This is a genomic window from Actinoallomurus vinaceus, assembly GCF_039542055.1.
Lineage (GTDB): Bacteria > Actinomycetota > Actinomycetes > Streptosporangiales > Streptosporangiaceae > Actinoallomurus > Actinoallomurus vinaceus.
The window spans coordinates 400890-423391 of the sequence record NZ_BAABHK010000008.1; the positions used below are offsets into that span (position 1 = coordinate 400890).

Annotated in this window: 20 protein-coding genes; 10 read left to right on the forward strand and 10 right to left on the reverse strand. The window is 69.7% G+C overall.

The window, feature by feature from the left end:
- Nucleotides 1-87: 87 nt before the first annotated feature.
- Nucleotides 88-3177 carry an MMPL family transporter gene (locus ABEA24_RS28550; protein ID WP_345434230.1) on the reverse strand — a complete coding sequence of 1030 codons (3090 nt, stop codon included), beginning with the start codon at nucleotides 3175-3177 and terminating at the stop codon, nucleotides 88-90.
- A gap of 96 nt (nucleotides 3178-3273) precedes the next feature.
- Nucleotides 3274-3864, reverse strand: a complete 591-nt coding sequence (locus tag ABEA24_RS28555) for a TetR/AcrR family transcriptional regulator (protein ID WP_345434231.1) — start codon at nucleotides 3862-3864, stop codon at nucleotides 3274-3276.
- 761 nt (nucleotides 3865-4625) lie between these two features.
- On the opposite strand from ABEA24_RS28555, the gene ABEA24_RS28560 reads away from it, so the two are divergent.
- Both ABEA24_RS28560 and ABEA24_RS28565 read left to right on the forward strand, forming a co-directional pair.
- The gene (locus ABEA24_RS28560) at nucleotides 4626-5888 is read left to right on the forward strand and encodes a WXG100-like domain-containing protein (RefSeq protein ID WP_486303927.1); all 1263 of its coding nucleotides are present in this window, start codon (nucleotides 4626-4628) and stop codon (nucleotides 5886-5888) included.
- A 24-nt stretch (nucleotides 5889-5912) separates the two neighbouring features.
- Nucleotides 5913-6419, forward strand: a complete 507-nt coding sequence (locus tag ABEA24_RS28565) for a hypothetical protein (protein WP_345434233.1) — start codon at nucleotides 5913-5915, stop codon at nucleotides 6417-6419.
- A 31-nt stretch (nucleotides 6420-6450) separates the two neighbouring features.
- Here the strand turns inward: ABEA24_RS28565 and ABEA24_RS28570 are convergent, their stop codons facing one another.
- Entirely contained in the window at nucleotides 6451-7671 is a 1221-nt protein-coding gene (locus tag ABEA24_RS28570) for a pectate lyase family protein (protein WP_345434234.1), read from the reverse strand.
- Nucleotides 7672-7835: 164 nt separating this feature from the next.
- Entirely contained in the window at nucleotides 7836-8612 is a 777-nt protein-coding gene (locus tag ABEA24_RS28575) for a pectate lyase (RefSeq protein WP_345434235.1), read from the reverse strand.
- A gap of 494 nt (nucleotides 8613-9106) precedes the next feature.
- Here ABEA24_RS28575 and ABEA24_RS28580 point away from each other — a divergent pair, with 494 nt between their 5' ends.
- Together ABEA24_RS28580 and ABEA24_RS28585 are read left to right on the forward strand one after the other, a co-directional pair.
- Nucleotides 9107-9571, forward strand: coding sequence for a helix-turn-helix transcriptional regulator (locus tag ABEA24_RS28580; protein ID WP_345434236.1), 465 nt, complete (start codon nucleotides 9107-9109; stop codon nucleotides 9569-9571).
- Nucleotides 9572-9576: 5 nt separating this feature from the next.
- Complete coding sequence (locus ABEA24_RS28585; protein WP_345434237.1) at nucleotides 9577-9987, forward strand: VOC family protein; 411 nt, start codon at nucleotides 9577-9579, stop codon at nucleotides 9985-9987.
- Nucleotides 9988-10025: 38 nt separating this feature from the next.
- On the opposite strand, the gene ABEA24_RS28590 is transcribed toward ABEA24_RS28585, so the two are convergent.
- On the reverse strand, nucleotides 10026-10295 hold the full coding sequence (locus tag ABEA24_RS28590; RefSeq protein ID WP_345434238.1) for a hotdog family protein: 270 nt from the start codon (nucleotides 10293-10295) through the stop codon (nucleotides 10026-10028).
- Nucleotides 10296-10626: 331 nt separating this feature from the next.
- Between ABEA24_RS28590 and ABEA24_RS28595 the strand changes: the two genes are divergently transcribed.
- The 4 genes from ABEA24_RS28595 (at nucleotide 10627) to ABEA24_RS28610 (ending at nucleotide 14309) form a co-directional block, all read left to right on the forward strand.
- A complete protein-coding gene (locus tag ABEA24_RS28595; protein WP_345434239.1) occupies nucleotides 10627-11475 on the forward strand; it encodes a hypothetical protein in 849 nt (282 codons plus the stop codon).
- Nucleotides 11476-11602: 127 nt separating this feature from the next.
- The gene (locus ABEA24_RS28600; RefSeq protein ID WP_345434240.1) at nucleotides 11603-12262 is read left to right on the forward strand and encodes a DUF1989 domain-containing protein; all 660 of its coding nucleotides are present in this window, start codon (nucleotides 11603-11605) and stop codon (nucleotides 12260-12262) included.
- The gene (locus tag ABEA24_RS28605; RefSeq protein WP_345434241.1) at nucleotides 12259-13401 is read left to right on the forward strand and encodes an oxidoreductase; all 1143 of its coding nucleotides are present in this window, start codon (nucleotides 12259-12261) and stop codon (nucleotides 13399-13401) included. The genes ABEA24_RS28600 and ABEA24_RS28605 overlap by 4 nt, the downstream gene beginning before the upstream one ends.
- 35 nt (nucleotides 13402-13436) lie before the next feature.
- Nucleotides 13437-14309: a polysaccharide deacetylase family protein gene (locus tag ABEA24_RS28610; RefSeq protein WP_345434242.1), complete on the forward strand. Its 873-nt coding sequence runs from the start codon at nucleotides 13437-13439 to the stop codon at nucleotides 14307-14309.
- A gap of 89 nt (nucleotides 14310-14398) precedes the next feature.
- Here ABEA24_RS28610 and ABEA24_RS28615 read toward each other — a convergent pair whose 3' ends face one another.
- A complete protein-coding gene (locus ABEA24_RS28615; protein WP_345434243.1) occupies nucleotides 14399-15964 on the reverse strand; it encodes a PucR family transcriptional regulator in 1566 nt (521 codons plus the stop codon).
- A gap of 136 nt (nucleotides 15965-16100) precedes the next feature.
- Between ABEA24_RS28615 and ABEA24_RS28620 the strand changes: the two genes are divergently transcribed.
- Together ABEA24_RS28620 and ABEA24_RS28625 are read left to right on the forward strand one after the other, a co-directional pair.
- Nucleotides 16101-17525 (forward strand): purine-cytosine permease family protein, encoded by a 1425-nt coding sequence (locus ABEA24_RS28620; RefSeq protein WP_345434244.1) that lies wholly within the window; start codon nucleotides 16101-16103, stop codon nucleotides 17523-17525.
- Nucleotides 17525-18502 (forward strand): asparaginase, encoded by a 978-nt coding sequence (locus ABEA24_RS28625; protein ID WP_345434245.1) that lies wholly within the window; start codon nucleotides 17525-17527, stop codon nucleotides 18500-18502. The genes ABEA24_RS28620 and ABEA24_RS28625 overlap by 1 nt, the downstream gene beginning before the upstream one ends.
- Before the next feature lie 132 nt (nucleotides 18503-18634).
- On the opposite strand, the gene ABEA24_RS28630 is transcribed toward ABEA24_RS28625, so the two are convergent.
- The 4 genes from ABEA24_RS28630 to ABEA24_RS28645 all read right to left on the reverse strand — a co-directional run bounded on the left by ABEA24_RS28630 (nucleotide 18635) and on the right by ABEA24_RS28645 (nucleotide 22475).
- The gene (locus ABEA24_RS28630; protein WP_345434246.1) at nucleotides 18635-19564 is read right to left on the reverse strand and encodes an NAD-dependent epimerase/dehydratase family protein; all 930 of its coding nucleotides are present in this window, start codon (nucleotides 19562-19564) and stop codon (nucleotides 18635-18637) included.
- 103 nt (nucleotides 19565-19667) lie between these two features.
- Nucleotides 19668-20336 carry a nitroreductase gene (locus tag ABEA24_RS28635; protein ID WP_345434247.1) on the reverse strand — a complete coding sequence of 223 codons (669 nt, stop codon included), beginning with the start codon at nucleotides 20334-20336 and terminating at the stop codon, nucleotides 19668-19670.
- 72 nt (nucleotides 20337-20408) lie between these two features.
- Complete coding sequence (locus ABEA24_RS28640; protein ID WP_345434248.1) at nucleotides 20409-20903, reverse strand: MarR family winged helix-turn-helix transcriptional regulator; 495 nt, start codon at nucleotides 20901-20903, stop codon at nucleotides 20409-20411.
- Nucleotides 20904-21062: 159 nt separating this feature from the next.
- Nucleotides 21063-22475, reverse strand: a complete 1413-nt coding sequence (locus tag ABEA24_RS28645) for a carboxypeptidase regulatory-like domain-containing protein (RefSeq protein ID WP_345434249.1) — start codon at nucleotides 22473-22475, stop codon at nucleotides 21063-21065.
- Nucleotides 22476-22502 lie beyond the last annotated feature (27 nt).

A 22502-nucleotide genomic window follows, 5' to 3' on the forward strand; every position in this document is an offset into this window, starting at 1 on the left:
CTTCGGGCCCGGCCGGAGCGGCCTCGGCCGGGACCCCTGCCGCCGGCCCGCACGCCCTCGTGGCCGTACGGACCGGCAGGTCGGGTGTCACCCCTCGGGATGGCTCAGCTCCAGGTCGAAGCCGTCCGTCCCCTTGCCATCGACGGTGAGCGCGGTGGCGATCGGCGGGTAGCCGCCGGCGATCAGCAGGTACTCGCCCGCGTCCAGGTCGGTGAAGGCGTACGCGCCGTCCGACCCGGTGGTGGCGGTGCTGACCACGTTGCCCGCCGCGTCGACCAGCGTGACCCGGGCGTCCGGTAGCGGATTCCGGTCGGCGCCGGCCCGTACGACGCCTTGTAGCTGAACACCGGACCGCAGGACGACCTCCAGCCGGGTCATGCCCGTGCCGGAGATCAGGACCGGCAGTGCGGTGGGCCGGTGGTCTACCGCGTTGACGGCGACGGTGACGTCACCGGCGGGCAGCTCGGTGATCAGAAAGGTGCCCCTGCGGTCGGACTCGGCCCTCGCGACCACCTCGCCGAGCACATCGGTCACCGCGACCATCGCGCCCTCGACCGGCAGGTGGCTGTTCGCGTCGGTCACGGTGCCGGCCAGCCCACTGGTCCCGGCCAGCAGCACGTCGTAGGTCACGGGATCCGCGCTGTCGGAGACCACCACGGTGGACGCCTGCGGCTGGTGGCCGTCCGCGACCGCGATCAGGATGTACGAGCCGGTGCCCGGCGCGTCGAGGCTGTACCGGCCGTCGGTCCGGGCGACGGCCCGGCCGAGCTGGTGCCCGGTGAGGGAGACGAGCGTCAGCGTGGCTCCGCCGACGCCCGCGCCCTCCGAACCGCGCACCTGACCGCCGATGGACGGCCCGCCCGCAGCCGGGAGAGTGTCCCCGCCGCCCGCCGAGGCGTACGCGGCCAACGGCTGCATTCGGGCCTGCGGGCCACCGGCGCCGACCAGCACCGGCTCCCGTACGGGCTGCTGCTCGGCGAACGAGATCTCCGAGACCTCGGCCCGCGCACGCAGGCCCTCGCCCTCCACGTCCACGTTGGGCAGGATGCGGTCCAGCCACTTCGGGAGCCACCAGGCCGCCTTGCCCAGCAGGGCCAGGACCGCCGGGACGATGGCCATCCGGACGATGAACGCGTCGAAGAACACCGCGATCGCCAGACCGAACCCCATCATCTTGATCATCGACTCGCTGGCGCCGATGAAGCCGGAGAAGACGGCGATCATGATGATCGCGGCGGCCGTGACCACCCGGGCGCCGTGCTTGAAGCCGGTCACCACGGCCTGCTTGGGCTGCTCACCGTGGACGTACGCCTCGCGCATGCGGGTCACGAGGAACACCTCGTAGTCCATGGCCAGGCCGAAGACCACTCCGATCATGAAGATCGGCATCATCGACATGATCGGCCCGGTCTGCTCGACGCCGAACAGATCGGCCAGCCAGCCCCACTGGAAGACCGCGACCACGGCGCCCAGCGCCGCCAGCACCGACAACAGGAAGCCCAGCGCAGCCTTCAGCGGGACCAGGATCGAGCGGAAGACCACCATGAGGAGCAGGAAGGCGAGTCCGACCACCAGGCTCAGGTACGGGATCAGCGCGTCGGACAGCTTCTGCGAGAAGTCGATGTTCATCGCCGTCGTGCCGGTGACCAGCATCCGCGCGTCCGTGCCGCCCTTGACTCCGTCGGCCTTGTCACGGATGGCGTGCACCAGGTCCTCGGTCTGTTTCGAGGACGGCTTCGAGGCCGGTATGACGGTGATCGTCGCCGTGTCGCCGGCCTTGTTGAACACCGCAGGCGTGACCGTCGCGACGTCCTTGAGCCCTCTGATGTCGTCGGCCACCGTGGCGGCGGCTGCCTTCGGGTCGCCACTCGCCTTCGCGTCGACGACGACCATCAGCGGGCCGTTGAAGCCGGGTCCGAAGCCCTCCGAGAGCAGGTCGTACGCCCGCCGCTGGGTCGTGGACGTCGGCTGCGTGCCATCGTCGCCCAGCCCGAGCTGAAGCCGGCTCACCGGGGCGGCCGCCACGCCCAGGCCGATCATGCACAGCAGCAGGACGGCGGCCGGGCGGCGGACGACGAAGGTCGCCCAGCGGGTGCCCATGTTGGGCTTGGCCTCGGCTCCTGCGGAGTGCTTGCTCTTCCTGCCGCCCAACAGCCGGCTCTTCTCGCCCGCGGGCCGGATCCTGCGGCCCGCGTACCCGAGCAGCGCCGGGATCATCGTCAGCGCGATCAGCACCGCGATCGCCACCGTGCCCGCCGCCGCGATGCCCATCTTGGTCAGCATCGGGATGTTGACGACCGCGAGGCCGACGAGCGCGATCACGACCGTCAGCCCGGCGAAGACCACCGCCGAGCCCGCGGTGCCGGCGGCGCGTCCGACCGCCTCATCGCGCTCGCGGCCCTCGGCCAGCTCGGCCCGGTAGCGGGAGACGATGAACAGGGCGTAGTCGATGCCGACGGCAAGGCCGATCATCATCGCCAGCGTGGAAGTGGTGGAGCCCAGGTCGAGTGCCTTGGCCAGGGCCGTGATGCCCGCGACGCCGATGCCGACGCCGATGAGCGCGGTCAGCAACGGCAGCCCGGCCGCGACGAGTGAGCCCAGGGTGATGACGAGGACGACCGCCGCGATGGCGACGCCGACGATCTCTCCCGAGCCCGTCTCGGGCGTCGCCTGGAGTGCGTCCCCGCCGACCTCGACGGTCAGCCCGGCGTGCCGGGACTCCTCCACCGTCTTCTTCAGGAAGTCCTTGGTCGAGTCCTTCATCGTCATGGACGGGACCGTGTACTTCACCTGCGCGTACGCGATCGTCCTGTCCTGGCTCACCGCGTGCGACGTGAACGGGTCGGTGACGGCGCCGACCTCGGCGCCTCCACCGAGCTCCGTGACGGTCTGCTCGACGGCCGCCTTGTTCGCGGCGCTGGTGATCTTCTCGCCCGCAGGGGCCTTGAAGACGACACGCGCCGTCGCTCCGTCCGCGCTCATGCCGGGGAAGCGCTGATCCAGCAGGTCGAAGGCCTTCTGGGCCTCGGTGCCGGGGATCGAGAAGGACGATCCGCCGGCGGAGGGGGCGTTGGCCGCCGCGACGCCTACGACGGTCAGCAGCAACACCCAGATGAGTGCGACGAAGTGCCGTCGCCGGAAGGCGAATCGGCCGAGTCTGTAAAGGAAAGTGGCCACGGAGATGTACCCCCGGTTGGTTCAGGGCATGGCGGACCGCCCGACGACGTGAGCGGCCGCGTCAGGTACGGCTTGGGACTTGAGAGAAGGGGAAGGTCAGGCGCCGAGAGCCGGGAGGACCACGGCGTCGAGGTACGAATGGAGGAACGCCTGCGTCGGCGGCTCGTCGTCGATCAGGTCACGGGCGGCGAACGCGCCGAGCATCATGTGCACCACATAGTCCAGCGCGGGGTTGTCCGCACGGACTTCGCCTCGGTCGACGGCGCGCTGGAACACCCGGCGGAACTCCGTCATCTCCGGTTCGATGAGCTGCTCCCGGAACGCCCGCCGGAGGTCCGGGTTGTGGTGTATCGCCATGGCCAGACCGCGCATCAGCGAGGAGGTCTGTTCCATGGCGGGGTCGTCCTCGTGGGACACGAGGGCGTGCAGGTCGCCTCGCAGCGACCCGGTGTCGACGTCGGCGATGCGGCCGGGCTTGCCGTGGCGTATCGCCTTGGCGACCAGCTCGGCCTTGCCGCCCCACTGGCGGTAGAGCGTCGCCTTGCTGGACCGGGTGCGTGCGGCCACGGTGTCCATGGTGAGTGAGTCGTAGCCGACTTCGCGGAGCAGATCGAGCACGGCCCCGTAAAGCTCGGCCTCGCGCTCGGGCGTGATCCGACTGCGACGCGGCGTTGCGACCTCAGCCATGCCACTCACCTTTCAACTCCGAACGACACTGTTTCGTACGGCGCCTCCGCACGCTCAAGAAGATACCCCGAGAATTAGAGAAACGAAACGGTTTCGTACGTGTCTTGTATCACCCCGGCCGCAAAGACGTCCTGACGGTGCCGAGGCGCTGCTGCTGTCCGCGCTCGGTGGCGGCGTCGGAGCGGCCGTCGGGCTCGGAGCCGTCGCGGTGTTCGCCAGGATGAACGGCCGGCCCGTCGCGGTACCGCCGGCCGTGTTCGCCGCCGGTATCGGCGCGACGCTCCTGATCGGGCGGTCGCCGGCCTCTACCCGGCCATCCGGGCGGCGAGAATCCCGCCGACGGCGGCGCTGAACGGATAGCGGCGTCGCGACCGACCGGCCCGACGCGGGTTGTCGGAATACGAAACTAAAAAGGCCTACGAGAACCCCAACGACGAAGATTTCCGCTTTGTGTATGGTTTATGGCGGACGATCCGGGATCAAGGGGATGCGGCGTTATGGCGGGTGGGCAGCGGGATTCGGTCCGGTTTTCGGTCGAGGTTTTGGTGTATTACGCCCCCCGGTTCGACGCGGCGGGCACGGCGTTGTCGCAGGCCGGGACGGCGGCACAAAGGAGGTTGGAAGGATTAGCGGCATTTTGGGGTTCATCGTGGCCGGATGAGTCGTTCGCCGAATCCTACCGGCCGGCACAGCACTCACTCTTGGTAACGGCACAGCAATGCGCAGCCGACCTCAGGGCGATCGCGAGCGGCATCCAGCAGATGGCGCACAACTACGGCGTCACCGAGGCGAACGTGACCGCCGACATCGACCGGATCGCTGAGGCCGCAGGCCGAGAATCGCGGCTACTGCATAACACCGGTGGGCTCCCGCCCCCACCGGACGTGCCTGAAAGCACCCCACCGAGCTCACCACGTACGACCCCGAATCCGACCCCGAATCGGCCACCGACTCCACCGGCACGGGCCCCGTCCCAGCCGCCGAAATCCACACCACCGGCGTCGCCGCGGACTCCGAGTCCGTCTCCGGAGGCAGCGCCGGATCCGAACGCGTGGAGGCGGGCCGGGGCGACCTACTTCTTCGGGCCGTTCCCCACGGGCAAGCCGGAACTGATGGAGCAGGCCGCCGAGGCGTGGCGAGAGCTCGCCACCGCTCTGCGCACAGCCTGGGGAGACACCCAGCACTACGCGGCCTACGTGTTGGCCGAAAGCGAAGGCCCGGCCGCCGACAGTTTCCGCAACCATGTGCAACGGCTGGTGGACTACAACAACGGATCGCTGACGCTGACGCTGCAGGGGTGCGAGCACACCGAGCGTGCCTGCCGGGACCAAGCCCAGGCGATCCGTGACCTGAAGCACCAGTTCGACGAGCTCGCGTTGGAGTTCGCTCTCACGTTCATAATCGGCGAGGTCATCGCCGCGTTCCTGGCCGCACCCACCGCAGGGGGCAGCGAGGCCGCCGGCCAGACCGCCGAAGCCGCCGCGGAAGGCGGCATCACCGCCCGCGCAATGGCGTTGCTCCGCCAGTTCGTCGGAGCGGTCGTGGCTCGCATGAGGACCGTCGGCTCGGCACTGAGGGATCTCGCACGAGTACTACCGACTTCAGAACGAGAAGCAGCCGGTCTGGGCAAGGTGACCGTCAAGATCATCAGGAATCAGCTCACGGACGCCGAGGAGGCACAGGCCAAAGAGCTCGCCGAGTATCTTGGCGGAAAGGAGTTCACCGGGCCGCCGACGAACAACTTCGAAGGCATTGACGGCTGGCTCGATGGCCAGGAGGTCAGCCTTAAGGAGTACTCAGGAACATCCCCGTCTGCTGTGCTGAAACACGCGGTCAAAGCCGAGAGCCAGGCCACCAATGCGGGTTACAATAATGTGACGCTGTATATCAAGGCGCCGAACATGTCGGCGGCCAGGCTGGCCGACTTTGCCAAGAGCGGTCCATTGTCGCAAATTCCAGGACGTGCGTCGATCGGACGGATCTATATTCGCACGGCGGACGGATGGCTAAAATTCCCTCAATAGTCTCGAGTGTTTCACGGAGGACGTGTGGCGATCGAATGGTGGACGCGGGTCAATCAAGGTTTCTCAATAGCGGAGCTGCTCAGGTCCACCGCGGCGGTCCTTGACGACATCGGCTTCCCTGGGATTGAGATGGCCCTCCGCCCCGAAGGCGCCACGAGCGAAGTCATTGGCTATGGTCGGACCGATATCGAGGTCAGGATCTCGACCGCGGACGGGGAACATTCGAATACGTTCGGCTTCCAGGATTTCGGGGACCCGAGTGATCCGGAGCTCGGGGGATGGATCACAGTCACCCCGTGGCGGGATAACCTCTCCATCGTCCTGTCGATAGCCGTCATAATCGCCGCCGCGAAACTGACGAAGGCTCTGGTCGTCGACGAGTCGCAGTTGCTGGGTGGCAGGCAGCAGGCTCCGGAGGATCTGATCGAGGCCATTAAACGACACTCCGTTGAACGGTTCGCTCCGCCTGTCGAAAAAGCGCAATCGCTATTGCGAAGCTTCCAGCCAGGCCTGCTCATTGCGGGTCAGTAGAATCATTCGGCGACGGTATCGGCGCGGGCGGTCAGATCTTGCCGGTACCGGCGTTGGCGAGGACGTAGGTCTTCACCTGGGAGGTGGCGAGTTTCGGGTAGGCGTAGCCGCTCGGCAGTGACCACCCGACGGACGTCGGGGCGGTGCAGCCGGTCATGGCCGCTCCGTTGACCGTGGAACCGGTGTCCACGAAGGCGCCTTCGGGGTTGTCGGTGTTGGGATTCCGCACCACGTCGACGCACTTGCCGGCTGTGGCACCGGTGATCTCGAAGACGTTGTTCGTAGAGATGATCTTCGACTTGAGCCCCGTGCCGATGCTGTACAGATGCGGGTAGGCCACGTCGGTCCTGCTGCCCACGAAGTAGTTGTCGGCGCTGTGCACCTGGCCGAACCGTACGCGCGGCGCCCGCTCGGCGATGTCACGGACCAGGTCGGCGATGAAGCTGACCGTCAGGTGGCCGTCGTCGCTCGTCCTGCTGTCGGACGCCCCGACGAGATCGTTCTTGTCGTGCTTTTCCAGGATGGTGTTGGAGACGGTCACGTAGTCCGCGCCGTTCTTGATGTCCACCGAACCGTCGTGGCACTGGACGCGCTTGGCCACCCCGTTCTTGTCCTTGTTGCCCAGCGGCTCCTGGTCGTCGGTGTACGGGGCGTCGGTGTACCACATGTGGTCGAGCCACACGTGCGTGCCGCCGTCGACCGTGGTGCCATCGAACTCGGAGTTGTAGTTGCCGGCCCCGTCGCCGGAGTCCCACTTGGGTTCGAGGTCGCACGGGTTCGTCACCTTGATGTTGCGAATGATGACGTTGTCCACCTTGGAGATCTTGAACCAGCCGTTGGGCAGGTAGGCGTTCGAGCCCACCCCGATGATGGTGGTGTTCGGGTTGAGCTTGATCTCGCCGCGGGAGGCCTGGTCGTCGTGGTCGGTGTACGGCTTGCCCTCGGTCATGTCGATCGTGCCGACCCACTTGATGATCTTCGGGGCGTTCTTGTTCTTCTTCCCGGTCGTCGGGTCGATACCGGCGATCGCCGTCATCAGCTGGGCCTTGGTCGACACGGTGTAGACGTGGGCGGCGTCCGCCGTGGAACCACCGCTCGTGCCACCCGACTGGGCCGCCCATCCGATGTCGGCGACGCCCGTCGAGGCGTCCGCGGCGCCGGCGCTCGTCGCCGACACGCCGCCCACGACCCCGATTCCGCCGACCATCACGGCCGCAGCCGACAGCGCCATCGTGCGCCTCGAAATCCTCACCGCTCGCCTCCGGTGCTTCCTGGTCTCCTGCGCCGTGTCATACGCGGGCGCCTTCATCGCAGATCGGTCAGATCGGCTCGTACGGCCGGCCGCCGCCGAACGCCTGGCGAACATGCCCGCAGGCAGGTGCCGGGCGTCCGGGGGCCGCCGATCGATGAACCGTGCTACTGGTACGTGACGTCGGACGTGGTGACGTGGCAGTACGAGTCGCCCCACCCGTCCTTGAGGTACGTGGGCTCGCTGCCCTTCGGTGCGCCCTTGTACTCGGCGCAGACGTGCGCGCTCTTGCCGTTGATGAGCGTGATGTGGGTCAGGGTGGCCTGGTCACCCCAGTTGGTGTTGATGCCGACGACGTACTTGGCACTGTCCAGGATGACGTTGTCGACGACCACCTGCCGCTTGTACGACGTGGAGCAGTTGCCGCACGCCCGGTACAGCTTCCCGATCGTCTTCGCGTAGAAGTTCGAGATGTGCACGGTGCCGGAGCCGTTGTGCTGGAACACCTTGTCCGAAGCCGACTTGGCGCCGCCGCCGATGACGTAGGAGTCGCCGCTGGTGCCCTTGAAGGTGGCGGCGTCCTCGCCGACGTCCTCCCACCACACGTTCTGGAGGGTGCACCGGCCCTCGCAGTGCACGCCGTCGCCGGCCGGGGAGCCGATGATGACGTTCTTCAGCGTCGCGCCGTCGGCCAGGTCGAACATCGCGGGCTGGCTCTCGCCCTGGCCGCCGTCCCCGATGCAGCAGTAGCGCTTCATCCCGCCGTCACGCGTCCCGCTGACCGAGATGGTCTTCGTCACCGTGACGTCGCCCGTCTTGGTCGGCCACGTGGGGACGGTCGCGGCCGACGCGGTCTGCGTCACGACGAACGCCGCGGTGACCGCCACCACGGCCACCCAGATCGCCGCGAAGAAGCCGACCCGTCGCCTGATCCGTGGGCGCATCGCTGCCTCCCTCCTCTTCGCTCGCGGCGCACGCAGTGCCACTCGCGAGCAGGCGGATGGTTGCTCTGGGAAAGCGTTTTCCCAATTGCGGCAGAGCGTAGGTGCCGTCGATGATCGGCACAACGCGCAGGCCGGGGAGCGATAACCCGATCACGGGGAACCGCCCGCACCGGCCGCCGACCCGGCAAGCCCTTGTGAGCGCATTCGCCCAGCGTTCACGGAGGTACGCCACCGCGCTTCGCGGCTGCCGTCCACCCACCCGTGGACCACCCACGGCTTGAAAGTTTCAGGCGCCGTCGGGGCCGGACCGGTCAGGAATCGAGAAGCGCGAGTCACGGAGCCGCTCCTAACCTGATCGCCATGGCGTCCGTCGAATCCGTCGCACGGCGCATGCGAATCCGCGGACTCGACCACGACACCTGGCTCGGTGTCACGGTGGCCACCTCGGCGTAAGACCCAGGTGCTCACGGAGATCGGATGAAAGGAGTTCTCTCATGTGTCATCCCTCGTGGGGGCGCGCACTCACCGCGGCGCAGCGCCTGAGCGACCTCGCGCGGCTGCGCCGTGTCCGGGACCGGATCGACCGGGAGTACGCGCAGCCGCTGGACGTCGAGGCGCTGGCCCGCGGCGCGCACATGTCGGCCGGGCATCTCAGCCGCCAGTTCCGGCTCGCCTATGGTGAGTCGCCGTACGCCTATCTGATGACGCGGCGGATCGAGCGCGCGATGGCGCTGCTGCGGCGGGGTGATCTCAGCGTCACCGAGGTGTGTTTCGCGGTCGGCTGCTCGTCGCTGGGCACCTTCAGCACCCGCTTCACCGAGTTGGTCGGCGTGCCGCCCAGCGTCTACCGGCGCCGGTCGGCGGGCGCGACGGCGGGGATGCCGTCCTGCGTGGCCAAACAGGTGACCAGGCCGGTCAGAGGCCGAGAAGCGCCGGTCATTGAGCCGCAGCTAGCGTGAGCGGTATGGACATCACCATTCACACATGCGCCCTCCCGCACGACGACCCGGACGCCTCCCTGGCCTTCTACCGCGACACTCTCGGCTTCGAGGTCCGCAGCGACGTCGGGCAGGGCACGATGCGCTGGATCGTGGTCGGTCCCAAGGACCAGCCCGGCACGTCCATCCTCCTGGCGCCGCCGGGCGCCGACCCCGGCATCACCGACGACGAGCGCCGCACCATCGCCGAGATGATGGCCAAGGGCACCTACGGTTGGATCCTGCTGGCCACCCGCGACCTCGACGGCGTCTTCGAGCAGTTGCAGGCCGGCGACGCCGAGGTCGTCCAGGAGCCGATCGAGCAGCCGTACGGGGTGCGGGACTGCGCCTTCCGCGATCCCGCGGGCAACCTGATCCGCATCCAGGAGCTGCGCTGAGCCATCCGGCGATCCCAGCCCGAGCTGCCGGCCACCCCCTAGTTCGGGAGGCGGCTGAGGATCTGTTCGAGAAGGTCGTCACGGCGGCGCGTCGCGCTCCAGGAGAAGCAGGCGAGGCCGGCGAAGAACCCGACGCCCGCCAGCACCGCCGCGACCACCCCGCGCAGGAAGGCGGTCACGTGGATGATCTGCGGCGCCAGGGCGTCGTCGTCGATGGAGACGAACACCTGCACCGCCGCGGTCACGGCCAGCAGAGCCGCTCCGGCCATGAAACCCCAACCCACGGTGATCCACTGTTTGGACGTCATGCGGTGATCGTCCTCTCGCCGATCACGGGTAAGAAGCCCGAGGCCGCATCCGGCCTCGGGCCGGGTCCGCAGGCGAGGGGGTCGTCGGCCGTTACCGGCCGTTGACCCGGCTTGTCAACGATCAATACGGTGAGTCAGTCGACTCGCCGCGTGCGAGACGGCCCCGGACTCTGCGATCGAGGTGGCGATGGGCAGGCGAGAGGCGCCGGTTCCGGACGGGCCCCTGAAGGAGTTCGCCCTCGCGCTCCGCGCGCTGCGGGTGAACGCGCCCGGAGCGCCGACCTACCGGGAGCTCGCCCGCGAGGCGCACTACTCGGCCTCCGTCCTTTCGGTGGCCGCCGCCGGTCGCCGGCTGCCGACCCTGGACGTCACCCTCGCGTTCGTCAGGGCCTGCGGCGGCGACACCGGCGAGTGGCGGGAACGCTGGACAAGGCTGCGCGCCGAGCTCCAGATCCACCACCCGGACCTGATCCCCGACCCGGCGCAGGACCCCGACACGTCGCCGACCCCGGCCGGGCCAGAGCCGGCGACGGCGGACGATGACCCGGCGTCACCGGTTTCGCCGCGGCCCGGGAGGAGCCGACCGTTCCTGCGCCTCGGGCTCGGTGCCCTCGTGGTCGTGGCCCTGGCCGCGACAGCCGTCTTCGTCGCCAATGAGGTCTCATCGTCCGGGGCGAACGGCCGGGCGGATTCCGGGCACCGCGGCAGGACACCCGCCGGCTCACCGCAGGCCTGGAGCGCGACATCCGGACCATCGTGTTCAACGGGTCACGCTATGGCGATCGACACCACCGGTTCTTGGACGCCCCTGCCGGGCAGCGCGACCGGCGGCTGCGGAGAGGCCTTGATCCATCGGACGACCGACAACGGCGACGGGGCGAACTGGGTCTTCTATCCCGGCGTCGGCAAGACGTGCACCTTCAAAATATATATTCCAAACTCAAACGCCATTACCGCGAGGAACGTGACCTATCAAGCCTGGGACACTCTTCCCGGCAAGCATTACGACAGCAATCGCATCGGTGGCAATGTTCGGACCGATCAGTTCGCCAATCGGGGCCGCTCGATAACGCTTACCTTCGGACCGACCAAGAACGGCACTATCGACCTGCAAATCTACGACGATTATGCGGATAAGACGGTCGAGGTCGCCGACACGGTCGCCGCCACCTGCCGCTGATCTGTATCCGTCCGCCCGCGTGCGGTGACCCTGTGCCTGTGTGATGGCGGATCGCCCAGTAGAACCCCTAAAACGCTGTAGGAAGATCCATGGAACCGTGTGCTCTTCCCGAGGTTGACTGACGCCCATGGATTCGACGAGGCGCCGTGTCGTGATACCCGCCCGAGAAGCACGCCTGGTCCGGCTCGCGACCGGTGACCGTGTCCGTGTGGTCGGTCTCGAAGGCCGGCAGGTGGGCGATGTGTTCTGCTTCGCCGCCGAGGACCCGTCCGAACACCTCAGTGCCGCACATACCCGGACCCAGCTCGGCCGGCTGTTTCCGGCGTTGGGGGAGTCGTTCGTCACCGACCGGCGGCGGCCGATCCTGACGTTGGTCGGCGACACCTCTCCCGGCGTCCATGACATGCTGATCGCCGCCTGCGATCCGGCGCGTTACCGAGCTCACGGTGTCGGGGGGCGGCACGCCTCATGCGCGGAGAACCTGCACCGTGCCCTCGGAGAGGTGGGCCTGCGGACCGCCGTCGTCCCCCAGCCGGTCAACGTCTTCATGCGGATCTCGATCGAGGAGAACGGCGGTCTGAACTGGCTGCCCGCGCTGAGCCGCCCGGGAGACAGCGTGACCTTCGAGGCGGCGATGGACTGCGTGCTGGTGGTCTCCGCCTGCCCGCAGGACGTCGTCGGCATCAACGGGGGGAACGAGCCGACCGCGCTGGCCCTCGACCTGTTTCCCGCCCAGGAGTCCGCCGAGCGGGTCCCCGCCCTTCATGACACAGGAGAAAAGCAGTGACCACCATCGACTCCGGAGCCGTGCACCCGGCCCTGGCACCTCTCCATGCCGCGGGTCTGGACCTGCGGAACCGGCTCGCGGTCGCGCCGATGACCCGCGTCTCGGCCGCACCCGACGGCACGCCGACCCGGCAGATGGCCGAGTACTACGGTGAGTTCGCCCGTGGCGGCTTCGGCCTGGTGATCACCGAGGGCACCTACACCGACGACGGGTACAGCCAGGGATACCTCAACCAGCCGGGCATCGTGACCGAGGGGCACGTCGCGGCCTGGCGGCAGGTCACGGAGCAGGTACACGCGGCCGGTGCCCGCACCGTGCAGCAGCTGATGCACGCGGGAGCGCTGTCCCAGGGCAATCCGTACCAGCCGGGGACCGCCGGCCCGTCGGCGGTCGCGCCACTGCGCGAGATGATGCCCGAGTACGGCGGCAGCGGGCCGTGGCCCGTGCCCCGCGAGATGACCGCCGCCGACATCGAGGAGGCCGCGGCCGGGTTCGTCGCCGCCGCCGGGAACTCCCTGCGCGCCGGGTTCGACGGCGTGGAGGTGCACGCCGCCAACGGCTACCTGCTCGACCAGTTCCTGACCGACTACACCAATCGGCGCACCGACGGGTACGGTGGCGCGCTGATCAATCGCCTGCGACTCACCGCCGAGGTCGTCGCGGCGATCCGCGCCGACCTCGGCCCGGACGCCGTCATCGGCGTGCGCCTGTCCCAGGGCAAGGTGAACGACTTCACGTACCGCTGGCCCGGCGGCGCCCGCGACGCCGAGGTCATCTTCGGCGCGCTGGCCGAGATGGGAGCGACGTACCTGCACATCGCGAGCGAGGGACGAAGCTGGATCGAGAGCGCCACGCTCGACGGCGGGGTCACCATCACCGCGCTCGCGCGCAAGGTGTCCGGTCTCCCGGTGATCGCCAACGGCGGCATGCACGATCCGGGCCAGGCCGCGGAGGTGCTCGAGAACGGGCACGCCGACGTGCTGTCCCTCGGGCACGGCGCCCTCGCCAACCCCGACCTCCCCCGGCGGCTGGAGAGCGGGGCCGTACCGGCAGAATTCGACCGTCGACTGTTGCAGCCGATGGCGACGCTGGACAACGCGGAGCGCCACCGCCGTGAGCGGGCGGGCGCGGCGTCGTGAGTCCGGCTCCGGCCGGAGTGGACGGAGATGACGCGATGGACGAGGCGGGCTGGCGGGCCGGGGCCCGGTGCGTGTTCACGCTGACGTTCGACGTGGACGCCGAGGCGGCCGTCCTCGCGCACGGACGGCGGTTCGCCGGCCACGCGATGACGATGTCGCACCAGGCGTACGGCCCGGAGGTCGGCGTGCCACGGCTGCTGGAGCTGCTGGCCGACCTCGGCGTGCCGGCGACGTTCTTCGTGCCGGGCTGGGTCGCCGAGCGGCGGCCCGGCCTGGCGGCCGCCATCGTGGAGGCCGGGCACGAGGTCGCGCATCACTCGTACAGTCACCGCCCGCCCACCGGGATGAGCGCGGCCGAAGAGCGCGCCGACTTCGAGCGTGCGCTGGAGGTCTTCGCCGACCAGGGCATCGAGATCGCCGGGCACCGCGCCGCGCTGTGGGAGGCGACATGGCGCACGCCGGAGCTGATCGCCGAGCACGGGCTGTCGTACGACTCCTCGCTGATGGGCGACGACCGCCCGTACCTGCTGACGACGTCGGGCGCCGACGTCGTCGAGCTGCCGGTGCACTGGTCGCTGGACGACTGGGAGCAGTACGCCTTCCTGCCCGACCCGCACGTCGGCTCGGTCATCGAGTCCCCGGTGAAGGTCCTGGAGATGTGGCGGGCGGAGCTGGACGCCATGCGCCACTACGGTTGCCTGTTCAACCTCACCAACCACCCGTTCCTGACCGGCCGGCCCGGCCGGGCCGTCGCGCTGCGCACGCTGGTGGAGTACGCGCTGGAGTGCGGCGACGTCCGGTTCGACCGGTGCCGGGACGTCGCCGAACGCGCTCGCGCGGACCGGGCGCTGCCCCGCCGTAGCCCGGAGCCGCCTGACGTCGACCCGGCGGTCTACCCGGTCGACTGACTCCGGACCCAAGCCGGGGCGGCGGGACCCTTCGTCCCGGTCGGGGAGAGGCCAGGGCGGCGGGCCTTCGTCGCGGCCCTCCGTCCCGGTCAGGGGAGCTGACCGAGCGCGTCGGCCCGTAGTGCCAGGAACAGGTCGACCAGGTCCTCGGTGCGGTTGACGTCGCGTCCGGTCAGCTCGGCGATCCGAGCCATGCGGTTCCGCAGCGTGTTGACGTGCACATGCAACGCCGCGGCGGTGGCCGCCCAGTGGCAGTCGTTGGCCAGGAACGTGCGCAGACTGGTCTCCAGCCCCCCGCCGCGCGCCGCGTCATGGGCCCGCAACGGGCCGAGTACGGCCGAGGAGAACCGCCGCAGCGTCTCATGGTCGTGCCCGCCGAGCAGCAGCAGGTGGGTGTTGAGGTCGTCGTACGCCATGGCCGCCGGGCCGCCGCTCCGGCGGCGGAGTACGCGGCAGGCCTCGCGCGCCTCCAGCACCGGGCGGCGCAGCCCGGCCGCGTCCGGGACGGTCCCTCCGAGCCCGGCGACCAACCGGCGGCTGCCGAACCGCGGCGCCAGGTCGGCCACCAGCCGCCGGGCGAGAGCGGCGAACTCCGCCTCCGCTTCGCGCCAGGACACGATGGCGACGACGTCCTGGCTGGCGGTCGCGGTCACGGCGGGAACGCCCTGGGCCAGGAAGAACCCGGTCACCGCGTCGCCGAGGCCGGTCAGGCCGTCGTCGTCGGCGAACGCCAGCGCGCACACCGCGAGCGGGTGGCCCGCGTCGATCCCGAACGCCCGCAGCCGGCTCGGCAGCTCCGCCTGCCGCCCGGGGCCGGACAGCACCATGTCGAGCAGCTCGCCCGCGAACCGCATCTCGATCGCGTGCACCGCCTGCCGCTTGGCGACCTCGAGGCTGAGGAACGACGCCGCCTGACCCATGGCGTCCTGCTCGGCCGGGCTCAGCTCGGCCATCGGGCGCAGGCACACCAGGCCCGCGTCCACCTCACCGAGCGCCGCGATCAGGAAGATCGATGCGCACTCGCCCGAGCCGAGGTCGAGTTCCAGCGGCGGCGGGTGCCGGGCCAGGGCCTCGGCGACGAGGCGCGCCCGCCCGGAGTTCAGGTCGGCGCCGGCCGTCGCGACGACCCTCGCCGTACGGTCGATCACGGCCAGCGGCAGGTCGTGGTCACGGCGCAGCACCCGCAGGATGCCGGACGCGCCGGCTCCTCGCGCCATCACGTCGGCGAGCGCGTCGCTGCGCCGAACCCGCCCCAGCAACTCCCGCTGGCGCTCCTCGGCGTACGCGGTGGCCATGGCATGGGACAGCGCGGTGAACGGAACGTCCGTCGACAACTCGATGAGCGGCAGGCGCGCGCGGCGGCAGGCGGCGACCAGCTCCGCCGGGACCCGGCGGACGCTCTCACGCAGGCCGAACACGATCCCGCCCGCACCCGCGTGCGCGACGCGCGCCACGAACGCCTCGGCGTCCTCGGGGCCGGCGCACCACAGGCCGTTCGTCAGGACCAGCTCGCGGTCTCGCAGGTAGGGCGACGGATCGGGCAGCTCGGTGGTGTGCACCCAGCGCATCTCGGCGTCCAGCGCACCGTCGGCACCGCGCTCCAGCACCCGCAGTTCCAGGGCCGGGTCGTCGACCAGTCGCCGGATCGTCACCATCTCTGGAAGTTAACACAGCGGCCAGCCGACCTCACTGGACGTTCATCCACTCTTCAGCGGCTGACGTGCGTGCTTTCGTGAACCCCACGAGAGCACGCCGCGCGGCATCACCGAGGCGCGGCCCGAGGAGGTTCCCATGTCCGCCGAAACCATCGCCTCCGGGCACGCAGAGACGGCGCGCTTCGACGCGCACGGCATCGAGCCGATCCCCGAGCACGGCCGGGACGCGACACCGCTGGAGCAGTTCTGGATCTGGGCCGGCGCGAACATCGCGCCGATCAACTGGGTGCTCGGCGCGCTCGGCGTCACACTGGGGCTGACCGTCGTGGAGACCCTGATCGTCGTCGCGGCCGGCAACCTGATCGGCTGCGCGGCGTTCGGGCTGTTCAACCTGATGGGGCAGCGCACCGGCGTCAACCAGATGCTGCTCGGCCGCGCGACGTTCGGACGCCACGGCGCCGCCGTTCCCGGCGTGATCCAGGGGCTGCTCGCGACGGGCTGGGTCGGGGTGAACACCTGGGTGGTCCTCGACCTGGTGATGGGCATCCTCGCCCGCCTCGGTGTGCACGGCGGCTCCGGCACGAAGTACCTGATCGGTGGCCTGATTATGGCGGCCCAGCTCGGCCTGGCGCTGCTGGGCTTCTACGCGATCCGCACCTTCGAGAAGTACACCGTCCCGCTGACCGTCGTGGTGATGGCGGTGATGACCGTGCTCGCGCTCGCCCGCGCGCACCCGCACTGGTCCACCGCGACGCATCCACTCGGCGACGGCGGGAAGGTGACGGCCGTCACCCAGCTGCTGACCGCGATCGGCGTCGGCTGGGGGATCTCCTGGCTGCCCTACTCCGGCGACTACAGCCGATTCGTCCGCCGGGGCACCGGCGAGCGGACGGTCTTCCTGGCCACCGCGGCCGGGGTCTACCTGCCGAGCGTGTGGCTCGCGGCGCTGGGCGCTGTGCTGGCCGGCTCCGGCGGCGGCAGCGACCCGGCCGACCTGGTCGCCCGGACGTTCGGCGTGATGGCGATCCCGGTGCTACTGCTGATCATGCACGGCCCCATCGCGACGAACATCCTCAACCTGTACTCATGTTCGCTCGCGGTGCTGACCGTCGGCGTCCGGGCCGCCCGCTGGAAGGTCACGCTGTTCGCCGGGGCGATCGCCTCCGCGGTGCTCGTGGTGTTCATCCGCTCCGACAGCTTCGCCGGCGCCTTCGACAACTGGATGAGTTCGATCCTGGTGTGGATCAGTCCCTGGGCGGCGGTGGTCGCCGTCGACTTCTTCGTACGGCACCGGGGCCGGCCCGACGTCGCGGCGCTGTACCGTGAGGACTCCGGCGAGCCGGCGTTCAACCGGCCGGCGCTGGTGAGCCTCGGTCTGGGCATCGTGGCGGCGTGGAGCTGGCAGTACGGCCTGGTCCCCGTGATGCGCGGGCCGCTCGCCCGCCTGCTGGCGCACACCGACTTCTCCTGGCTGGCCGGGATCGTGGTGGCGGGCGGGCTGTACTGCGCGCTCGGCCTGCGTGCCACGGAGCGGCGGCGGCTCGTCTCGGAGGAACTGTGATGACCTTGGTGCACGTGCTCACGACGGGCGGCACGATCGCCAGCCTGTCCGGACCGGACGGGCGAAGGGCCGCCGTCCCCGGGGACGAGCTGCTCGCGACGATCTCCCCACCGCCCGGTGTGGAACTGCGGTCGCGTGCGCTGATGACCCGGCCGAGCTTCGGCTTCGGCACCGGCGACCTGCTCGCCATCGCCCGGGCCGTACGAGACGCGCTCGCGGACGGCGCGGACGGTGTGGTGGTCGCCCACGGCACGGACGTCATGGAGGAGACCGCGTTCCTCACCGACCTGACCCACGACGATCCCCGGCCGGTGGTGTTCACGGGTGCGCAGCGGCCCGCCGACGATCCCGCACCGGACGGTCCGGCGAACCTCGCCGACGCCATCCGGGTCGCCGCGGACCCGATCGCCCGGAGCAGGGGCGTGCTGGTGGTGTTCGACGGCGTGGCGCTGCCCGCGTTCGGCGTGACCAAGATCGACACGCTGAGCTCCCGGGCGTTCGCGAACCGGCGGGGCGGCCCGGCGCTGCGGGTCGCCGCGGGGCGGGTCGTGAGCGTGGCCACCCCCGAACGGCCGGCCCTGTTCCTCGACCCGGACGTGCCGGACCTGCCACGCGTCGACGTCGTCGCCCTGTACGCGGGCGCGGACACGGTCCTGCTCACGGCGGCCGTCGAGGCCGGAGCGCGCGGCATCGTCCTGGCCGCGCTCGGCGCGGGCAACGCCACCCCGGCGATCACCGCCGCGGTCGCGGACCTCATCGAGCGGGGCGTCCCGGTGCTGGTGTGCTCCCGGGTCCCGAACGGCCCGGCCGTACCGCTGTACACGAGCGGCGGCGGCAGCGACCTGGCCGGCGTAGGCGCAGTGTTCGGCGGGGACCTCAGCCCCTGGCAGGGACGGCTCCTGCTGGCGGCCGCCATCGCCGCCCGCCCGGACGACCCCGCCGGAGCCGTACGGGAGGCGCTGAAAGACCTCTCCTGAAGAAGGTCGCATACGGCCGGGGTCATTCGCCGGTACGCCGGCGGCGGAGGATGTTCACGACCGTCAACTGCGGGCTGGCCGTTCACCTGGTGCGGCTCCATGACGACGCCGATCCGAACTCCTCCGCCCGGGTCACGCCAGCGCTTCCTTGAACCCCTGCCGCCACGAGGGGTGGCGCAGCTGCCAGCCGAGCTCCCGCTTGGCCTTGGCGTTGGAGGAGCCACGTACCTCGGTCATCATCATCACCGCCAGCTCCCCGGCCGCCAGCCGGCCCAGCCACTTGGGGAGCCGCATCGGCGGCTTCGCCCCCGCGCACTCTGCCAGGTACGGCAGCCAGTCCCTGACCTGGGCCGGCTCGTCATCGACGATGTTGAACACGCCCGTCGCCTTCCGTTCCACCGCCAGGACGGTGGCGCTCGCCGCATCATCGAGATGGACCCACGACCAGTAGCCGGCGCCGCCCCCCACCAACGGGAACTTCCGCTTGCGGATGAGCTCGACCTGGTCGTCGCTGGCGCCCGGCCCGTAGAACCAGCCGTAGCGCAGGACGGCGCCGCCGGCCTTGAGGACCGCGTCCTCGACGTGGCGGAGCGGCTCGATCACCATGTGCGCCGCCGGCCCCGCGTGCAGTTCCACAGGGCCCTGTTCCGGCTCGTCCCATCCGCCCTCGCGGGTCCCGTTCCACGCGGCGTTGCCCTGCGCGACGAAATGGGACACGCCGGTCGCCTCGGCGGCGGCCAGCAGGTGGTCGGTCCCCTCGATGCGCAGCCGGTTGGTGTTCGCGAAGTACCGGTCCGACTTGAAATCGGGCTCGCCGGCGTGGACGAGGTTGAGCGCGGTCATCTGATGCACGATCACGTCCGGGTGGGCCGTGGCCACCGCCTCACCGACCGACGCCGCGTCCAGCCCGTCCATCACGACCGCCTCGGCACCCAGCCCCGCCAGCAGGTCCAGCTTGGCCGCGCTCGTCGTCGTCGCCGTCACCTGGTGACCCCGGGCCACCAGCTGCGGCACCAGCCGCTGCCCCAGAACCCCGCTCCCGCCTGCCACGAACACGCGCATGACCATCACCCTCCCGACCCAGGAACCTGTCTCCGCAACCCGAGACAAGAAAGCCCCCGCCGTCTGTGACATGGAGACGGAAAAAGAACCGGGAGAAGCAGTTCTAACCCTCGACGAACGTGACCGTCTCGTCGAGCGGCGCCCGGCCCGTACGGACGTAGTCCACTGTGACGTCCTCGAACCCGATCGACATGCCACAGAACAGGATGAGCCCGTCGGGGGGTGACAGGACCTCCGCGACGGTCCTGCGATAGACCGACCACGCCATCTGAGGGCAACTGTGCAGCCCTTCGGCGCGGAGCAGCAGCATGACGGTCTGTAGGTACATGCCGACGTCGGCCCATTGGGGCCGGCCCATGTCGCGGTCGATGTAGCAGAACAGGGCGGTGGGCGCGTTGAAACAGTCCCAGTTCGCGGCGGCGGCCCGCTGGCGCGCCTCCCAGTCCTCGCGCGAAATACCGAGTGCGCTGTAGCGCTCCTTGCCGAAGGCGGATCGGCGCTCGTGGTACGGGGACTTCAGTGTGGGCGGGTACATCTCGTACTCCCGCTCGTCCCAGGCGTCGCCTGCGACCACGCGCGCGCCGGCGCGCTTCTTGAGCTCGGCCAGCGGACCACCGGTCAGCACGTAGGCGTGCCACGGCTGGATGTTCGATCCGGACGGCGCCCAAGCCGCGGCGGACAGCACGCGCTCCAGCGCCTCCCTCGGGACATGCCGGTCGGTGAATCCGCGCACCGCCCGTCGGCTCGTAACCGCCTCATAGACGTCCAACATCGCCTACCCACCCATCGGCCAACCTGGCTTGGGCAATTTGGTCATGTTCGCGACGGTATCACATGATACTATTTATAGGGTAGACGCGTCTTCGTCTGCGGGGTGGGCGAACCGGGTCAGTAGATCCGTCAGCTGCTCGTGCTCGCCGGGCTCCATTTGGGCGACCAGGCGCTCAGCCAGCGGCTCCGCCGCCACATGGGCCGCATCGAAGAGTTCGATGCCCTGAGGCGTGATCTCCACTGCCCGCGCCCGCCGGTCTCCCGGAACGGCCTTGCGTACGGCCAGCCCCCTACGCTCCAGGTCGTCCACGACCCGCATGATTCCCGCCTTGTCCGACCCTGTCGCCTCCGCCAGGTCCCGCTGCACTGTGGGCCCGCGGTCGACCAGCACGATCAACACGGCAAAATGCCGCAACTCGATGCCGAGCGGCCGAAGCGCCTCCGTCATCACGGCGGCCGCGCGCCAGTGCGCCCGGCGCAGCAGCAAGCCGAGAGCGAAAGGCGAGGCGTCCCCGGGGCGGTCGGTCGCACGCGAGGTGATGCCTCTGTGCGGAACGTCGGCGGTCATGAGAGCACATTACCGATCATCCGATCACTCGAAACGGTATCACTTGAAATTAAATGCGGCTCGAACCAGCCGACCGTTGAGCTCCCGATCTGGCCCGCCTTGTCGGCGGCCCGTCCGTGCCGCCGGAGGCGGGACGTCGCGGGGGGTGCGACCGGCGGTTCAGTGGTCGTGGGCGACCGTGGTCGCCGGGTGGCTGTGCATACGGCCCGGAACGGCGTGTTGGCGAGGCGTCAGGATGAAGTCCTGGTTCACGGGTGTGGCCCTGTCGAGCAGCAGACGCGTGGCGACCGGCTGCCGACCGGGGGCGCCGGCGACAACGAGGGCGTACCCATCGTGGAAGCCCGTCGCCGCGTACTCGCCGTTCTGGTCCGTACGGGTATGGAGGAGCTGGCGGCCATGCGGGTCGGTGACCGTGATCGTGACGTCCGGCAGTGGTTCTCCGACGGGACCGCTGACTCTCCCGGTCAGCATCGGCGGCTGCTCGCCGAAATGGTGCCGGCGCGGAGGGAGGGCGATCGGCTCGGGGAGCTCCACGGTGGGATCTTCCGCGGGGGGCACGGGGACGTATTCCGTCATGCCGGCCCGTGCCTCGCGCACGAGCTGTCGTAGGTGCTTGACGTACCCGAGCACGATGAGAGCGGCGCCGAGTGCGACCCAGGCGCAGAGCACCGCGGTGGGCCGGCCCAGTTGCCGGTCGTTGAAGTAACCGATGTTGCGCAGGGCATCGGCGGTATTGCCCATCGGCAGGACGGGGTGGAGGAAGCGGAAGAAGTCCGGGAGTAGGCCGACGGGGACGGCGGCGCCGCTGGAGGGCGCGCTGAGCATGAGGAACAGCGTGACGGAGACCCCTGGGAAGAGCGGGCCGAGAAAGGACACGAGTCCGTAGGAGGTCAGCGATACGGACTGCGTCAGCAGGAACAGGTACAGCAGGGAAAGCGGATGCTGCGGGATCGCATCCATCGCGTACGCGCCCGTGAGGTAACTGGCGAGGGCGGCGCCGACGCCGCCTCCGACCATCGTGGCCACATGCGCTCGACGGCTGAAGCCCACCGCGCGCTGCATGGTGACCACCAGGAAGTAGGCGGGGAGAGTGCAGGCCATCAGCAGGTAGAACGGGCTGGTGCCCGGGTCTCCCGGCCTGGTCGGGACCAGTTCCTGGAAGTCGAGGGTGGCGCCGGTTTTCTGGGCCGCCGAGGTGAAGACCTGGCGAATGACCGACTCCATGGAGGCGCCGTCCGCCTTGGAGCCGTACAACTGCGGATGGTGCGGAGCCGGCGCGAATGCCGCCACCGCGTCGTTGTTCAGGACGGCGGAGCGCGCCTCGGCTGCGGAGTCGACCTGCCGCAGGGTGAAGCCGCCCGGGAGCGCGGTGTCGAGTTGGTGCTGCAGCTGCGCTGTCGTCGTCGGCGGGGCGGCGACTGCGACCTTGATGTGATGCGGCGTCGGGTGATGGAAGGCCGGCAGGAAGGAGAAGAGGAATCCGGCAAGGAAGATCGCCGGGAGCCAGAGCCCCATCACGAGGGTCCGCACGATCTCACCGGGACGTTTCGTCTTCGCATGCGCAGATGCCATGCGGTCGAGCTTAGCTGAATTCTGCAC